A 14,740-nucleotide genomic window follows, 5' to 3' on the forward strand; every position below is an offset into this window, starting at 1 on the left:
GGTTCGGGGTCGGTCAGGCCGCGGTGCCGCCGCCACCGGTGACGGCGCCGGCGTGGGTGACGACCTTGTCGACGAACCCGTACTCGAGGGCCTCGGGGGCGGTGAACCAGCGGTCGCGGTCCGAGTCCGCCGTGATCTGCTCGACCGACTTGCCGGTCTGCTCGGCGATCAGCTCGGCGAGCACCGTCTTCATGTGCAGGATCAGCTGGGCGTTGATGCGCACGTCGGTGGCCGTGCCGCCGATGCCGCCGGACGGCTGGTGCATCATCACGCGGGCGTGCGGGGTGGCGTAGCGCTTGCCCTTGGCGCCCGAGGAGAGCAGGAACTGCCCCATCGAGGCCGCCATGCCCATCGCCACCGTGGCGACGTCGGGCTGGATGTACTGCATGGTGTCGTAGATCGCCATGCCCGCGGTGATCGAGCCACCGGGCGAGTTGATGTACAGGAAGATGTCCTTGTCCGGGTCCTCCGCGGCGAGCAGCATCATCTGCGCGCAGATGGCGTTCGCGTTCTCGTCCCGGACCTCCGACCCCAGCCAGATGATCCGCTCCTTGAGGAGCCGGTTGTAGATGGAGTCGTTGAGGCCGAGTCCCCCGGACTCTGCCCGGGCGATGGCCGGCGTCTGGTCGTTCACGAACGCTCCCTCGATCAGGACTGGTTGCTTGTCAGCGACCCTAACGCCCGGCCCGCCCGGCATCAGTCCCGGTCGGGCCCCGTTTCGCTGTCGGCGCACGTGCGGCGCGCCGGCCCCGGGGCGAACCGCGGGCCGGGACGCCCGAGGGCCCCGCACCGGATCGGTGCGGGGCCCTCGTGACGTGCGGGTGGCGCGGGGCTCAGGCCTTCGCGTCCTCGGCGGGCGCCTCGGTGGTGCCCTCGGCCGCGTCCTCGTCGCCCTCGGCGGCCGCGGTGGCGGCGTCCTCGAGCGCCGTCTGCGCGGCGTCCTCCTCGTCCGTGCCGATGTACTCGGACAGGTCGACGGCCTCGCCGGCCGGGTCGACGACCGCGACGTGGCGCAGGGCCACCGCGAGCGCCTTGGAGCGCGCGACCTCGGCGACCATGGCGGGGATCTGGCCCTGCTGGTCGATCGTCTGGATGAAGGTGTTCGGGTCCATGCCGTACTGGCGGGACGCGCTCACCAGGTAGTCGACGAGCTCGCCCTGGTTGACCTTGACCTCGAGGTTCTCGGCCAGGGTGTCCAGGAGGATCTGGTTGCGCAGCGCGGTCTGCGCCTGCTCCGTCACCTCGGCGCGGTGCACGTCGTCCTCCAGGCGACCCTCGGACTCGAGGTGGCGGTGCACCTCGGCCTCGACGGCGCCGGCCGGGACCGGGATCTCGAGCTGCTCGAGCAGCTGCTCCAGGAGCAGGTCGCGGGCCTGGACGGCCTGGTTCTGCGCCTTGATCTTGGTGGCCTGCTCGCGCAGGTCCGCCAGCAGCTCCTCCACCGTGTCGAACTCCGACGCCATCTGCGCGAAGTCGTCGTCGGCCTCGGGCAGCTCGCGCTCCTTGACGGAGGACGCGGTGACGGTGACCTCGGCCTGCTCGCCGGCGTGGTCGCCGCCGACCAGCGTGGTCGAGAACGTCGTGGTCTCGCCGGCCGACAGGCCGGTCAGCGCCTCGTCCAGGCCCTCGAGCATGTTGCCCGAGCCGATCTGGTAGGAGACGCCGGAGACCGTGTCGACCTCCTCGCCGTCGATCTTGGCGACCAGGTCGATGACCGCGAAGTCCTTGTCGGCGGCCGGGCGGTCGACGCCGACCAGGGTGCCGAAGCGCTCGCGCAGCGCGTCCAGGCGGCCCTGCACGTCCTCGTCGGTGATCTCGGAGGCGTCCACGGTGACGGACAGGCCGTCGAGCGACGGGATCTCGATCTCCGGGCGGACCTCGACCTCGGCGGTGAACACCAGGTCGCCGTCGGTCTCGCCGGGCACGAGGCCGGGGACCTTCGTGACGTCGACCTCGGGCTGGCCGAGCGGGCGCAGCTTGTTCTCGCGGACGGCCTCGGCGTAGAAGCCGGACAGGCCCTCGTTGACGGCGTGCTCCATGACCGCCGGGCGGCCCACGCGCTGGTCGATGATCCGCGGCGGGACCTTGCCCTTGCGGAAGCCGGGGATGTTCACCTGCTCCGCGATGTGCGAGTAGGCGTGATCGATGCTCGGCTTGAGCTCGTCGTACGGAACCTCGACGGTCAGCCTGACCTTGGTGGGCTCCAGGGTCTCGACGGCGCTCTTCACTTCAGTGCTCTCCAACTGCTCGGATTCGTCTGCGCCGGGGTGCCCGGCGTGGGCGCTGGGGCGGGCCGGTCGGGCGGTTCCCCGCTCTACCCCGAGGGGCGGCACGCTACGGCGCGCGCGGGCATGGCTCGCCGCACCGGCCCACGAAGCCTACGCCACCGCGCCGCGCCGCCGCCAAAGCGCGCTCAGGCCCGGCGGCGGCCCCGCCACGCGCGCCACGCGCCGGTCGACCACAGCGACCACGCGACCAGCGCGGCCTGGCCGGGGAGCCGGGCGAGCCGCTTGGCGTCGGTGTCGAGCCCGAAGGCGTCGGTGTGGGTCAGGTACTGCGACACGTTGCCCGGGAAGATCGCGACGAAGAACGCGGCCGCGGCCCACCCGACCGTCGTGCGGTGCCGCGCGGGCGCGACGGCGAGCGCCGTGCCGAGCGCGATCTCGACCACGCCCGAGCCGAGGACGACCAGGTCCTCGTCCAGCGGCACCCACGGCGGGACCTGCGCCCGGAACTCCTCGCGCGCGAACGTGAGGTGGCTGGTGCCGGCGAACGCGAGCACCGCCCCGAGGCCGATCCGGCCCACCGTCCGCGCGAGGCCGCCGCCCGGCCGCGCCTGCTGCTCCGCCATGTCCGCTCCCTGGGTAGACGAGTTCGTCTACCTATCGAAGCACAGGTGCGGGGGCGCCTGCACCTGCTGCCGCGCGGGCAGCGGCGCGCGTGCCTCGCCTGGCCGTCGGCCCGGGCGCGACCGGCGCGATCAGCCCGCGGGGTGGACGCGCCGACGGGCGGAGGCCCGCCCTCGCCCGGACCAGACGACCAGCGCCACGCCCACCGCCCCGGCCGCACCGGCGAGAGCGACCGCGGCCAGCACCGCCGTGCCCGTCGCGGCGAGGCCGGCGGACGGCCGCGCGGCGCGGGCGCCGGAGTCGCCCGCCGTCGTGGCCGCGGTCCCCGGGCCGGCCCCCGAGCTGGGCGCGGAGCCCGGCGCGGAGCCGGGTCCGGGCGCCAGACCGGTCCCCGGGCCGGCGCCGGGGACGGACCCCGGCGCCGTCACCGCGACGTCGCCCGTCAGGACGCCGGACAGCTCACCCCGGAGCACCAGCGCGAGCGACCCGCCGGGCGGGACCTCGGCCACCGTGGCGGGCACCGCGACGGACCCCTCGGCATCGGCCGGCACCGTCCCGAGGTCGGCGCCCCCGAGGGTCACGCGGACGAGCTCCCCGGGCTGGAACCCGCCGGCCCCCAGGGACCCGCCGCGGCCCGCGACGAGGGCCGCGGCGGTGACCCCGGGCAGCCCGACGCGCCACCGCACCGCGGTCGACGTGTTGCCGGCGCCGTCCTGCGCGTCGACGTCGAGGCGGTCCCCCGCGACCGCCGCCGGCGCCAGGCCGACCGACCAGGTGCCGTCAGCGGCGACCGTCGTCGTGCCGGCGAGCGCGCCGTCGTCGCGCCGGACGCGGAGGAGGGCACCCGGTTCCGCCGTCCCGGTGAGCGCGCGGCCGTCCGTCGGGCGCAGCACCGGCGGCGCGGGGGCGACCGCGTCGACCGTCACCGGGGTGCCCGGCCCGGCGACCCCGCGCACTGCAGCCGCCACCGTGAGGACCTGGCCGTCGAGCGGTGCCGGGTCGAGCCCGACGACCACGCCCCCGTCGGCGCCCGCCACCGCGGACCCCAGGCTCGCGCCGCCGGCGTCCCGCACGGCCACCGTGCTGCCGGGCGTCGCCCGGGCGGTCACGCGGACGGCGGACGCGACGACGTCCCGGGGTGCGGCGGGCGGCTCGACGTAGGTGAACGCGGCGTCGAGCGCCAGGTCCGGGCCGGCGGTCACCCCGTCGCGCAGGACCGTCGCCAGCCGGACCGCGACGGCCCCCGCGGCCTGCGCGGGGGCGGTCGCGCGGACGCGCCGGTCGTCGACCACGGTCACGTCCGTGGCCGCCACGGCACCGAACGAGACGGCGATGACGGCGAGCGGTGCGCGCACGCGCGTCGGCACCGCGCTGTCCGCGCCGGCACCGTCGGACGTCGCTCCGGCGGTGCCCGACCCCCAGGTCCACAGCGTGCCGTCGTCGAGCACCACCTCGGCGTGCTCGCCCTCCGACGCCAGGGCACGGGCCGGCCCCGGCAGCGGCACGCGCGCGGGTGCGGACGCGAGCGGACGAGCCGGGTCGCCCAGGGCCGCGCCGCTCCCCCAGCTCCACACCTCGCCGTCGGTGCTCCGAACCACGGTCGCGGTCGCCGACAGCGCGGCCTCCGCGACGCGCACGTCCGCCAGGCCCGGCACCTGCTGCGGCACCGCCGCCACCCCGCCCAGGGCCCCGTCCCCCAGCTGACCCCACCCGCCGGAGCCCCAGATCCACAGCGTCCCGTCCTCGGCGACGGCGGCCGAGTGGTCGGCGCCGGCGCTCACCGCGACGATCCGCCGCGCGCCCCAGCCGGTCACCTGGACCGGGGTCGACGAGGACGTCCTCGCACCGTCGCCGAGCTGGCCGAGCTCACCCCGGCCCCAGGCCCAGACCGTGCCGTCCTCCCGGAGCGCGAGACCGTGCGCGGTCCCCGCGGCGACGGCCACGGACCGGGGCGTGTCGGCGAGCCCGCCGACACGCACGGGCAGCGAGACCCCGACCTGGGCCGGCCAGCCCAGCTGCGCCTCGTCGTTCTCTCCCCAGGCCCACGTCCGCCCGTCCTCGGTGACGGCGAGACTGAACTCCGCACCGGCGGCGACGGAGACCACGGGGACGTCGACGAGATACACCTGTCCCGGCACGTCGCGCCCGGCGCTGGAGCCGTGGCCCAGCTGGCCGGAGGACCCGTCGCCCCACGACCACAGGCTCCCGTCACCGGCCACCGCCAGGGTGTGCCGCTGGCCGCCGGCGACCTGCGTGACCCCGCCCGGCAGACCACCGACGGGGACGCGGGTCGCCCGGTCGGCCGAAGCGCCGTCGCCGAGCTGCCCGGCGGTCCCGCTGCCCGCCGCCCACAGCCGCCCGTCCGACGTGACGGCGAACGATGACGAGGCGCCGGCCCAGACGTCCGCGTACGTCGACCCGGGGACCTCGAGCTCGACCACCGCGCCCCCGGCGGTCGACCCCGCGTCCGGGCTCGGCGGCGCCGCGGCCGCCGACACCGGCACCCCGACCGCGAGCGCCACCGCGGCCACCGCCACCAGGCGCCGCGCGAGCCCGGGCCGCGCGGGGCGGCGCCCGACCCGTCCGGGCGCGGCGGCGGGCGGCACGGTGCGGGCGGGCGTCATGCACGCGTCCTTCGGGTCGGGGGTCCCGCAGGGCACGGGTGGACGTCGCGGACGGTACTCGACGGGCGCGAGGGCACGGAAGACGGTTCCCCCCGGTGGCCCACACGGTTCCGCCGGCGGAGCCGGTACGGTCCGACGGTGCCCGCCGCCCCCGCTCGCCGCGCTGCGTGACCGGCGGCTCCGCCCTGCGGACGGCGCTCGCGCTGGTCGCCCTGCTCGCCGTGTTCCTCGCGGTCACGACGGCCGCCCGGGTGCCGGTCCGCCGGGAGACCGTCGTGGCGGTGCTGCGGGGTGCCGTGCAGCTCGTCGCCGTCGCGGTCGTCATCGCGTGGGTGTTCCGGCACCCCGCCGCCGCGGGCCTCTACCTGGCGGTCATGGTGGCGGTGGCGGCCTGGACGGCGACCCGGCGCGTCGGCCTCGGCCCGCGCACGCTCGGCGCGGTCGGGCTCGCGGTGCTGGCGGGGGCGACCACCGCCGTCGTCCCGGTCGTCGCGAGCGGTGCCCTCGCGCTCGGCGCGCCCACGCTCGTGCCGTTCGGCGCGCAGACGATCGGCGGCGCGATGGCAGCCGCCTCCGTGACCGGCCTGCGGCTCCGGGACGACCTGCACACCGAGTGGGACGTCGTCGAGGGCTGGCTCGCGCTCGGCGCGACGGGTCGGCAGGCGGTCGCGGGCCACGCGCGGCGCGCGGTGGCGCGGGCGCTGGTGCCCGGGATCGACCAGACCCGCAGCGCCGGGCTGGTGACGCTGCCGGGGGCGTTCGTCGGGCTGCTGCTCGGCGGGGCGAGCCCGGCGGTGGCGGCGCAGGTGCAGGTGCTGGTGCTCGTCGGGCTCCTGGCGGCGCAGGCGGTGTCGGGGGTCCTGACCTCGACGCTGCTCGCGGGACGGCTGGGGGCGGCGCGCCCGGCGGTGGTGGTCTGAGCCCCCGAGAGACGCGGCCCGGGCCGGTCGAGCCGCGCCGGCGTCAGACCCGGGCGCGCAGCAGCCCGTCGAGCCGATCCGCCGACTCCCGCCACCGGGAGGGTCGGTCGACCGCGACCCACACCCGCTCGGCGAGCAGGTGCAGCACCTCGTGCACCCCGAGGCGCGCCGTCTGGTCCGCGGTGAGGCCGCCGTACCCGTCGAGCAGCGCCCCGACGTCCCCCGGCGCGTGCTGCCGCACGTGCACCAGCGTCAGGGCCAGGTCGGCCACCGGGTCGTCCCACGCGGCCCGCTCCAGGTCGACGATCCCGCTCACCCGAGTCGGGTCGCGGTCGTCCACCAGCACGTTCCCGTCGACCAGGTCCCGGTGGCAGAGCACCGGGACGACGTCGGCGTCGAGGGCGTCGCGCCGCTCCGCCAGCAGCGCGCGGACGCCCTCGCCCACCACGGTCGGCCCGCCGACCCGCCGGTAGGCCGTCAGCAGCTCGTCGGCGCGGGCCGTCACCCGGTCCCCCGCACCGGCCCGGCGCGGTCCGGCCGCCGCGAGGTCGCCGAAGAACAGCCCGGTGACGGTGTGCACCCGGCGGAGCACGGCACCAACCGCCGCCGTGAGCCCCGTGGTGGCCGCCGCCCCGAGCGTCGCCCGCCGGTCGGCCCAGCGCGCGCCGCCCAGCCGGGACATCAGGACGTAGGCGGCGCCGCCCGCCGTGACCCCGTGGGCGCGCACGACGGGGACCGGCACTCCCGGCACGTCCCGCAGCAGGCCGAGCGCCGTGACCTCGGCGGGCAGCCGGTCGCGCACCCGGGGGCCGAGCACCTTGAGGACGTACCGCGTGCCGTCGTCGCCCGTCAGTCCCCGCACGTGGCCGACCGCGCCCTGGACCGACGGCGACCAGCCGTCCGCGCGGAGCCCCGGCACCCGGACGGCGAGGTCGGCCAGGACGGCGGGCAGCAGGTCCGCGTCGGCCGGCACCGGGCCTCCTCGCGTGGTCGGGATGGCGGGATTCGAACCCACGACCTTCCGCTCCCAAAGCGGACGCGCTACCAACCTGCGCCACATCCCGTCGGGCCGGAGTCTAGTGGCGCGACGCGCACCCCCGGTGGCGGCGTGGGTGCCGTGCGGGCGCGCAGGTGCGAGTGGTGGTCGCCCGAGCCGGTACCCTGGTCCGGCGGCCCGCCCCGGCGGGCCTGCGCGGATGTAGCTCAATGGTAGAGCCCCAGTCTTCCAAACTGGCTACGCGGGTTCGATTCCCGTCATCCGCTCCACGGTATCGCGGCGCCGCCCGTCGTCACCGGGCGCGCCGACCGGCGCAGGGCCGCCACCGACCGGCGGACGTCCGCCACGTGCCCGGCCCGCGCGAGGTCAGCACCCATGCCGACCGCGATCGCCCCCGCGTCGAGCCACTGCCCGGCGTTGCCGAGCGTCACTCCGCCGGTGGGGACCACGGGCACCTGCGGCAGCGCCCGGAGCATGGTCCGCAGGGCGCCCGGCGACCACAGGTCGGCGGGGAAGAGCTTGACCGCGTGGGCGCCGAGGCGGAGCGCCTCGAGCATCTCCGTCGGGGTCGCGCAGCCCGGGACCACGATCGCGCCCAGGTCGCGGGCGGTGCGCACCACGTCCGCGCAGAGCGCCGGCGTCACGACGAGTCGCGCCCCGGCCGCCACGGCCGAGCGGACGTCCGCGGCGCGGAGCACGGTCCCCACCCCGATGACGTCGCCGCCGGTCGCGTCCGCGGCCTCGGCGACGAGGTCCAGCGCGCCCGGCGTGCCGAGCGAGACCTCCGCCACCCGGACCCCCGCGGCGCGCATGGCGGACAGCGCCGCGCGTCCCGCCGCGGCGTCCGGCGCCCGGACGATCCCGATCAGCCGCTCGGCGCGCACCGCCGCCAGCACCTGCTCGTCCACGCTCATCGCCGCACATCCGTTCCGTCGGCCAGCACGTGGTCCCGCTCGGCGGCGGTCGGCAGGCCGTCGACGTCGCCGCGGGTGGCCACGACGCAGGCCGCGACCGCGGCGCCCTCGCGCAGCCCGTCCTCGACGTCCTTGCCGCGCAGCCACGCGGAGATCCACCCGGCGGCGAACGCGTCGCCGGCGCCCACCGGGTCCACCAGCGGCACCGGGCGCGCGGGCACCGTCCAGGTCGTGGTGCCGTCCGTGGCCGTGGCGCCCGCCGCGCCGCGCTTGACCACGACCAGCGGTGCGCCGCGGTCCAGGAACCAGCCGATGCCGCACCCGCCGCCCAGGACGGCGAGCTCCTCGTCGCCGACCAGGACGGCGTCGGCGAGGCCGACGAGGGGCTCCAGGGCGGACCGCCAGGCCGCCGGTGGTCCGAGCCGGCGGCGGACGTTCGGGTCCAGCGTCACGTAGCGGCCCGCGCCCCGGGCCGCGTGCGCCGCGGACTGCACCGCGGCGCACGGCCCGTCGCCGAGCATGGCGCTGATGCCGGTGAGGTGCGTCGCGCGCGCGGACCGCACCACGGCGAGCGGCACGTCGCCGGGTGACAGCGCGGACCCGGCGGCCGCCGTGCGGTGGTACACCAGGTCCACCGGCCGACCGGAGGGGGCGTCGCGCACGATCAACCCGGTGGCCCGGCCCGGCGTCGTCCGCACCGCGGCGTCGTCGACCCCCTCGCCGCGCAGGAACCGCCGGACCACCTCACCGGACGTGTCGTCGCCGACCCGGCCGCAGAACGCGACCCGGTGGCCGAGCCGCGCGACGCCCACCGCCACGTTGCTCTCGGCGCCCACCACCCAGCGGTCGTAGCGGGCGGCGTGCAGCAGCGGCACGCCGTCGGTGGCCACCAGGGCGACCAGCGCCTCCCCGAGCGTGACGAGGTCCGGGCCTGCGGGCGGGTCCGCCGCGCGCCCTCCGGCCGGCGCGGTCCCCCGGTCAGATCCGGCCATACTTCGCCAGCAGATCCGCGTACGACAGGCCCGCGAGGATGTCCCGCCGGGTGCTGGACTCCAGCTCGGCCTGCGTCACCGCGCGCTCGTGGACCTCGGCCAGGTCCTCCTGCCGCACCACCGTGACCCCGATCTCGTCCGCGACCACCAGGTCGCCGGGCCGCACGATCACACCCCCGCAGTGGACCGGGGTGTTCAGCGCGACCGGCTCGTAGCGCCCGGTCACCGGGCTGTGCGTGGAGCGCGGCGACACGGACCGCGACACGATCGGGAACTCGAGCAGCCGCGCCTCGTCGATGTCCCGCGCGGAGCCGTCGACCACCACCCCCGCGACGCCGCGCGAGCGCGCCAGGCCGCACATCAGCCCGCCCCACACCGACGTCTCGCTCTCGCCGAACGCGTCGACCACCACCACGTCGCCCGGAGACACGACATCGAGCACGGCGAGCGGGTCGACCAGGTTCCCCGGGGACAGGCCCACGGTGACCGCCGTGCCGATGAACGCGTGCGTCACGCTGCGCAGGCGCAACGAGCTGTGCATCACCTGGGCGCGCTGCTGCGCGTCCGCCACGACGCAGGAGACGGACACGACGTCGGTCATCGCGCGGAAGGCCTCGACCAGCCGCCGGGTCTCGCCGGCGTCGTCCCGCACCGGGGTGTCCCGCACCCGCGTGGTGTCCCGGGTCATCGCGGCAGACCCGCCCGGACCTCCGCGGCGAGCCGGCGCAGCAGCGTGTCGACCTGGATGAGGTCGACGCTCAGCAGGCCGATCCGGATGCCGCGGGCGAACTGCTCGAGCATGGCCTGCGGCTCGGCGGCGTTCCACCACATGTGCTTGCCGTGCCGCATCGCGGCCTCGAACACCTTCTCCCGGGCCGCGTTCGTCTCGGCGGAGTCCTCGTCGCCGATACCCGCGGTGAGCGAGTAGTCCTGGTGCCCGAAGCCGACGGCGTCGATGCCCTCCACGGCCAGGATCTCGTCGATGTTCTCGACGGCCTCCGGCGACTCGATGATCGCCCACAGCATGACCTCGTCGTCGAGCTCGCGCCCGAACCGCTGGACGTCGAGCTCCGCGGGGCGCGGGATCTCCCGCGCGGAGCGGTCGCAGGTCGCGATCCCGCGCTGGCCCAGCGGGGGGAACTTGGCGGCCTGCACCACCTTGCGCGCGGTCTCGGCCGAGTCGACCTCCGGCACCATGATGATCTGCGCGCCCACCTTGAGCGCCTTGATGATCTGGTTCACGGGCGGCTGACCCGCGACGCACTGCTCGGTGCGGAACAGCGGGGTGATCCCGGCCAGCTCGGCCGCCCGCACCAGGTTCTCCACGCCCTCCCAGTCCCGGGCGACGTGCTCGTACTCGATGTGCAGGAAGTCGAACCCGGCGTGGCCGAGGAGCTCGGCCATCCGGGGGTCGCGCAGCCACGACTCCATGCCGATGACCGGCTGTCCGTCGGCGATCTTCTGCTTCACGAGGTTCGTGCGGGCGTACATGGGTTCCCTCTCTCTCTGGTGTGTCGGCTGCTCGGTCGCGCGCCGGCGGCGCGCTCGGCTCAGACGGCGGTGTACCCGCCGTCGAACGTGAGGACCGAGCCGGTGATGAACGACGCGCGGTCCGAGGCCAGGAAGGTCAGGAACGCCGCGAGCTCCTCGGGGGCGGCCAGCCGCCCGACGGGGTGCAGCGCGACGGCCTCGGCGCGCGCCGCCTCGGGGTCGGGGCTCTCCTGGTAGAGCTCCGCCATCTGGTCGGTCTCGACGCCGCTCGGGCACACCGCGTTCACGCGGACGCCCGCCGGCCCGTGGTCGACCGCCATCGCGCGGGAGAGCGCGATGATCCCGCCCTTCGACGCGCAGTAGGCCGGTCGCCCGGCGCGCCCGACGAGGCCGGTGATGGAGGCCAGGTTGAGGATGACCCCCCGGCCGCGGGCCTGCATCGACGGGAGCACCCGGCGGGAGACCAGGAAGGTCCCGGTGAGGTTCACCCCGATCACGGCTGCCCAGGAGGCCTCGCTCATGGTGTCGACGGTCCCGGGGTTGACCAGCGCCGCGTTGTTGACCAGCACGTCGACCCCGCCGTGCACCGCCTCGAACGCGCTGACGGCCCCGTCGACCTGCTCGGCGTCGGCGACGTCGGCGCGCTGGAACATCGCGGTCCCGCCGGCCCGCACGATCTCCTCGGCCGCGGCACCGCCGCCCGCCTCGTCGACGTCGAGGAGGAGCACGACCGCGCCCGCCCGGGCGAACGCCGTCGCCGTGGCCCGGCCGATCCCCTTGGCCGCGCCCGTGACCAGGGCGCACGTGCCGGTGAGGTCGGCGGGCAGGAGGTTCTGCTGCTCGGTTGCCATGTGCACCTATCCCTTGACGGCACCGGCCGTCAGGCCGGTGATGAAGTACCGGTTGAACAGGACGTAGAGGATCGCGACCGGCAGGATCGTGGCGACCGTGACGGCGGTGAGCGGGCCCCAGTCGATCGTGGTGTCGACGAACATCGTGATGCCGACGGGCAGCGGCCTCATCTGGGTGTCGGACGTGACGAGCAGCGGCCACAGGTAGTCGTCGAGCGACCAGACCAGCGCGAAGACGGCCAGGCTCGTCAGGGCGGGACGGGACATCGGCAGGATGACGCGGAACAGCACGCCCCAGTCGGTGCACCCGTCCACCCGCGCCGCGTCCTCGACCTCGGCCGGCAGGGTGCGCAGGAACTGCGCCATCAGGAAGATCCCGAAGCCCGTGACCGCCGTGGGCAGCACGATCCCGGCGTACGTGTCGAGCAGACCGAGCTTCTGCGTGAGCAGGTAGCTCGGGATGAGCCGCACCGCCGGCGGCACCATCATCGAGCCGACCACGATCGCGAAGATCACCCCGCGGCCCCAGAACCGCTTGCGGACGAGCACGTAGGCCGCCATCGAGCAGAACACCACGTTGCACACGACCGTGAGGGCCGCGATCACGACCGAGTTGAGCATCCAGCGGCCCACGGGGAGCTGCTGGAACATCTCGCCGTAGTGCGCGAAGGTCAGCGGCTGCGGGATCCAGCCCGGCGGCCAGCTCTTGATGAACTGGGTCTCCTTGAGGGAGGTCGACACCAGCCAGTAGAGCGGCACCAGGCAGAACAGCAGCACGAGGATTAGGACCGCGTGCCGGGCCACCGAGGCGATCGTGCGGCGCGTCATCAGTCCTCCTTCCGGTTCAGCAGGCGGTAGAGCACCGCCGAGCAGCCGCCGATCAGGACGAGCATCGCGACCGCCGTGACCGACGACTGGCCGACGTTGAGCGTCCCGAAGGCCTGGTTGTAGAGGAGCTGTGCCATCGACACCGACGACGTGCCCGGTCCGCCCTGCGTCAGGACGTACGGCTCGATGAAGATCTGCAGGCTGTAGATCAGCTGGATCACCGAGACGAACAGGGTGATCGGCAGCAGCATCGGCCAGGTGACGTACCGGAACTTGGTCCACGCGCCGCCGCCGTCGACCGACACCGCGTCGTACAGCTCGGACGGCACCGTCTGCAGGCCGGCGAGCAGCACCACGGCGACGAAGCCGATCCGCTTCCAGACGCTCATCAGCACGAACGCCGGGATCACCCAGTCGCCCGACTGGAGCCAGGGCACCGGCCCGACCCCGACGTGCCCGAGGATGTAGTTGACGAACCCGTAGCGGGGGTCCAGCAACCAGAACCACAGCAGCGCGTAGGCGGCGTACGGGACGACGTACGGCAGGAAGAAGGCGGTGCGGTACAGCGCGGTCCCGCGGACCACCTTCTGCAGGAGGAGCGCGAGGCCGAGGCCGACGGCGACGCTGACCACCAGCGAGCCGACCGTGTACAGGAGCGTGTTCCGCGTCGCCTGCCAGAAGACGGGGTCGCCGAGCACGGTCCGGTACTGCTCGAGCCCGACGAACTCGACCGGGCTGAACAGCCTCGTCCGGAAGAAGCTCAGGTAGATCGAGTACAGGATCGGCCAGAAGACGAAGGTCGTCAGGATGGTCAGCGCCGGCACGAGCGTCGCGGTCAGGAACAGCGCTCTGCTGTCCAGGAAGCGCCACCTCCGCAGCCGGCCCGGCCCCCGGCCGGAGCCGCGCTCCGGCCGGACGGCCCGGTCTCGTCCGGGCACCTCGGTCTCGGTGGACATGGTGGTCGGACCTATCCGTTGAGCAGCTGCTGGATCTTGTCGTTGGCCACCCGCGCGGCCTCCTGCACGTCGGCGCCGCTCTTCAGGTCGCCGGACAGGGCGTAGACGGCCTCGGCGATCGCCTGCCCGTTGGGCACGCCGTGGATCGAGTTCGCCGGGCGCTGCCCGAGCTCGAGCCACTGCTGGAGCATCGCGTCGTCGGCGACCTGCGGGTCGGAGTAGGCGGCGACCCTCGACGGCAGCAGGCCCGTGAGGGTGTACCACTGCGCCTGGTTCTCGGGGTCGAGCATGAAGGCGAGCCAGGCGTGGGCGCCGTCCTTGTTCGCGGCGTTCGCCGGCACGATCCAGGGGTTGGGGTGGCCGTACACGGTCGAGGACGTGGGGCCCTCGGGGAGCGGCGCGAGGGCCCACGTCCCGGCGAGCTCGGGCGCCTCGTTCCGCTGCAGCCCCATCCACCACGGGCCGGAGTGGGCCATGGCGTAGTACCCCTCCTTGAAGCCCTGCCACGGGTCGACGCGCTTGGCGGGGTCGCCCGGCGCCACGTCGTGGGTGTAGAGGTCCTGGTAGTACTCGAGCGCCTCGATCACGGGCGCCGAGGTCACGGTCGCCGTCGTGTGGTCCGCGCTGTAGAAGTCCCCGCCGAACGCGTAGACGAGCCACGACACCAGGTGCACGTCGAGCTGGCCGGTCTGGTCGGCGAAACCGAAGACGTCGGCGCCGTCGCCGAGCGCGATGCCGTCCGCCACCAGGTCGTCGAGCGTCGCCGGCGGCTCGGTGAGCCCCGCAGCCTCGAACAGGTCCTCGCGGTAGAACAGACCGCGCACGTCCGTGTACGCGGGCGCCGCCCACGTCCGGCCGTCGCTCGCGAAGTAGTCCCACGACGCCGGCAGGAAGTCCTCGTCCGCGTAGCCCTGCTCCGCCATGAAGTCGTCGAGCGGCGCCAGGCCGCCGAGCGCCGCGAACTGGCCCACCTCCATGTCGGCGGCCTGCGAGACGTCGGGGGCCGCGCCCCCGGCCATCGCCGCGACCAGCTTGCCGTCCAGCGCGTCCCACGAGTACTTGGTGTACTTCACCGTGTACTGCGGGTGCTCGCTCTCGAACTTCTCGATGAGCGGTTCGAGCCCCGAGTCCGAGGAGCCCCACACCGTGATCGTGCCGCCGTCGGCCCCGGTCGACGAGGAGCCGGGCGAACCGGAGCACGCCGCCACCGCGACGGAGGTCAGCGCCGCCGCGGCCGCCAGGAGGGGGCCACGCCGCCGCCTCGTTCCGGCTCCGTGCGACGCGGGTCGTTGCGCTGTCATGGCCAACCTCTCTTCTC

Annotated in this window: 14 protein-coding genes and 2 tRNA genes; 2 read left to right on the forward strand and 14 right to left on the reverse strand. The window is 75.3% G+C overall.

Annotated features, from left to right (window positions below; translation table 11 throughout):
* Window positions 1-13: 13 nt before the first annotated feature.
* The 4 genes from FS882_RS14020 to FS882_RS14035 all read right to left on the reverse strand — a co-directional run bounded on the left by FS882_RS14020 (window position 14) and on the right by FS882_RS14035 (window position 5,473).
* The gene (locus tag FS882_RS14020) at window positions 14-634 is read right to left on the reverse strand and encodes an ATP-dependent Clp protease proteolytic subunit (RefSeq protein WP_147796218.1); all 621 of its coding nucleotides are present in this window, start codon (window positions 632-634) and stop codon (window positions 14-16) included.
* A 199-nt stretch (window positions 635-833) separates the two neighbouring features.
* Window positions 834-2,228: a trigger factor gene (gene tig / locus FS882_RS14025; RefSeq protein WP_158373746.1), complete on the reverse strand. Its 1,395-nt coding sequence runs from the start codon at window positions 2,226-2,228 to the stop codon at window positions 834-836.
* 185 nt (window positions 2,229-2,413) lie between these two features.
* Window positions 2,414-2,851 (reverse strand): hypothetical protein, encoded by a 438-nt coding sequence (locus tag FS882_RS14030; protein WP_158373748.1) that lies wholly within the window; start codon window positions 2,849-2,851, stop codon window positions 2,414-2,416.
* Between the two features lie 129 nt (window positions 2,852-2,980).
* Window positions 2,981-5,473 carry an Ig-like domain-containing protein gene (locus tag FS882_RS14035; RefSeq protein ID WP_158373750.1) on the reverse strand — a complete coding sequence of 831 codons (2,493 nt, stop codon included), beginning with the start codon at window positions 5,471-5,473 and terminating at the stop codon, window positions 2,981-2,983.
* A 167-nt stretch (window positions 5,474-5,640) separates the two neighbouring features.
* Between FS882_RS14035 and FS882_RS14040 the strand changes: the two genes are divergently transcribed.
* Window positions 5,641-6,393 carry an ABC transporter permease gene (locus tag FS882_RS14040; protein ID WP_187365302.1) on the forward strand — a complete coding sequence of 251 codons (753 nt, stop codon included), beginning with the start codon at window positions 5,641-5,643 and terminating at the stop codon, window positions 6,391-6,393.
* Between the two features lie 43 nt (window positions 6,394-6,436).
* Here FS882_RS14040 and FS882_RS14045 read toward each other — a convergent pair whose 3' ends face one another.
* The gene (locus tag FS882_RS14045; protein ID WP_187365303.1) at window positions 6,437-7,366 is read right to left on the reverse strand and encodes a phosphotransferase family protein; all 930 of its coding nucleotides are present in this window, start codon (window positions 7,364-7,366) and stop codon (window positions 6,437-6,439) included.
* A gap of 14 nt (window positions 7,367-7,380) precedes the next feature.
* A tRNA-Pro gene (locus tag FS882_RS14050) sits at window positions 7,381-7,457 on the reverse strand.
* 128 nt (window positions 7,458-7,585) lie between these two features.
* Between FS882_RS14050 and FS882_RS14055 the strand changes: the two genes are divergently transcribed.
* Window positions 7,586-7,659 (forward strand) — tRNA-Gly (locus FS882_RS14055).
* Here the strand turns inward: FS882_RS14055 and FS882_RS14060 are convergent.
* The 8 genes from FS882_RS14060 to FS882_RS14095 are packed head-to-tail and all read right to left on the reverse strand — an operon-like array spanning window position 7,648 to window position 14,723.
* A complete protein-coding gene (locus FS882_RS14060; protein WP_158373756.1) occupies window positions 7,648-8,304 on the reverse strand; it encodes a bifunctional 4-hydroxy-2-oxoglutarate aldolase/2-dehydro-3-deoxy-phosphogluconate aldolase in 657 nt (218 codons plus the stop codon). The genes FS882_RS14055 and FS882_RS14060 overlap by 12 nt on opposite strands.
* Window positions 8,301-9,296: a sugar kinase gene (locus FS882_RS14065; protein WP_158373758.1), complete on the reverse strand. Its 996-nt coding sequence runs from the start codon at window positions 9,294-9,296 to the stop codon at window positions 8,301-8,303. The genes FS882_RS14060 and FS882_RS14065 overlap by 4 nt, the downstream gene beginning before the upstream one ends.
* Window positions 9,283-9,984: an RraA family protein gene (locus tag FS882_RS14070; RefSeq protein ID WP_158373759.1), complete on the reverse strand. Its 702-nt coding sequence runs from the start codon at window positions 9,982-9,984 to the stop codon at window positions 9,283-9,285. The genes FS882_RS14065 and FS882_RS14070 overlap by 14 nt, the downstream gene beginning before the upstream one ends.
* Window positions 9,981-10,787: an HpcH/HpaI aldolase family protein gene (locus FS882_RS14075; protein ID WP_158373761.1), complete on the reverse strand. Its 807-nt coding sequence runs from the start codon at window positions 10,785-10,787 to the stop codon at window positions 9,981-9,983. The genes FS882_RS14070 and FS882_RS14075 overlap by 4 nt, the downstream gene beginning before the upstream one ends.
* Window positions 10,788-10,846: 59 nt before the next feature.
* On the reverse strand, window positions 10,847-11,638 hold the full coding sequence (locus FS882_RS14080; RefSeq protein ID WP_158373763.1) for an SDR family NAD(P)-dependent oxidoreductase: 792 nt from the start codon (window positions 11,636-11,638) through the stop codon (window positions 10,847-10,849).
* A 6-nt stretch (window positions 11,639-11,644) separates the two neighbouring features.
* On the reverse strand, window positions 11,645-12,466 hold the full coding sequence (locus FS882_RS14085) for a carbohydrate ABC transporter permease (RefSeq protein WP_158373765.1): 822 nt from the start codon (window positions 12,464-12,466) through the stop codon (window positions 11,645-11,647).
* Window positions 12,466-13,422: a carbohydrate ABC transporter permease gene (locus tag FS882_RS14090; RefSeq protein WP_158373767.1), complete on the reverse strand. Its 957-nt coding sequence runs from the start codon at window positions 13,420-13,422 to the stop codon at window positions 12,466-12,468. Before FS882_RS14090 ends, FS882_RS14085 begins: the two co-directional genes overlap by 1 nt.
* An 11-nt stretch (window positions 13,423-13,433) precedes the next feature.
* Window positions 13,434-14,723 carry an extracellular solute-binding protein gene (locus tag FS882_RS14095; protein WP_158373769.1) on the reverse strand — a complete coding sequence of 430 codons (1,290 nt, stop codon included), beginning with the start codon at window positions 14,721-14,723 and terminating at the stop codon, window positions 13,434-13,436.
* Window positions 14,724-14,740 lie beyond the last annotated feature (17 nt).

Origin of the sequence: Cellulosimicrobium cellulans (assembly GCF_007679345.1) — a bacterium.
Classification (GTDB): Bacteria; Actinomycetota; Actinomycetes; order Actinomycetales; family Cellulomonadaceae; genus Cellulomonas; species Cellulomonas cellulans_A.

Excerpts from the sequence above, each read along its gene's own strand:
- FS882_RS14065 (WP_158373758.1), bottom strand. The coding sequence starts at position 9,296 with ATGGCCGGATCTGACCGGGGGACCGCGCCGGCCGGAGGGCGCGCGGCG.
- FS882_RS14070 (WP_158373759.1), bottom strand. The coding sequence starts at position 9,984 with ATGACCCGGGACACCACGCGGGTGCGGGACACCCCGGTGCGGGACGAC.
- FS882_RS14090 (WP_158373767.1), bottom strand. The coding sequence starts at position 13,422 with ATGTCCACCGAGACCGAGGTGCCCGGACGAGACCGGGCCGTCCGGCCG.
- FS882_RS14060 (WP_158373756.1), bottom strand. The coding sequence starts at position 8,304 with ATGAGCGTGGACGAGCAGGTGCTGGCGGCGGTGCGCGCCGAGCGGCTG.
- FS882_RS14030 (WP_158373748.1), bottom strand. The coding sequence starts at position 2,851 with ATGGCGGAGCAGCAGGCGCGGCCGGGCGGCGGCCTCGCGCGGACGGTG.
- FS882_RS14095 (WP_158373769.1), bottom strand. The coding sequence starts at position 14,723 with ATGACAGCGCAACGACCCGCGTCGCACGGAGCCGGAACGAGGCGGCGG.
- FS882_RS14080 (WP_158373763.1), bottom strand. The coding sequence starts at position 11,638 with ATGGCAACCGAGCAGCAGAACCTCCTGCCCGCCGACCTCACCGGCACG.
- FS882_RS14075 (WP_158373761.1), bottom strand. The coding sequence starts at position 10,787 with ATGTACGCCCGCACGAACCTCGTGAAGCAGAAGATCGCCGACGGACAG.
- FS882_RS14085 (WP_158373765.1), bottom strand. The coding sequence starts at position 12,466 with ATGACGCGCCGCACGATCGCCTCGGTGGCCCGGCACGCGGTCCTAATC.
- FS882_RS14035 (WP_158373750.1), bottom strand. The coding sequence starts at position 5,473 with ATGACGCCCGCCCGCACCGTGCCGCCCGCCGCCGCGCCCGGACGGGTC.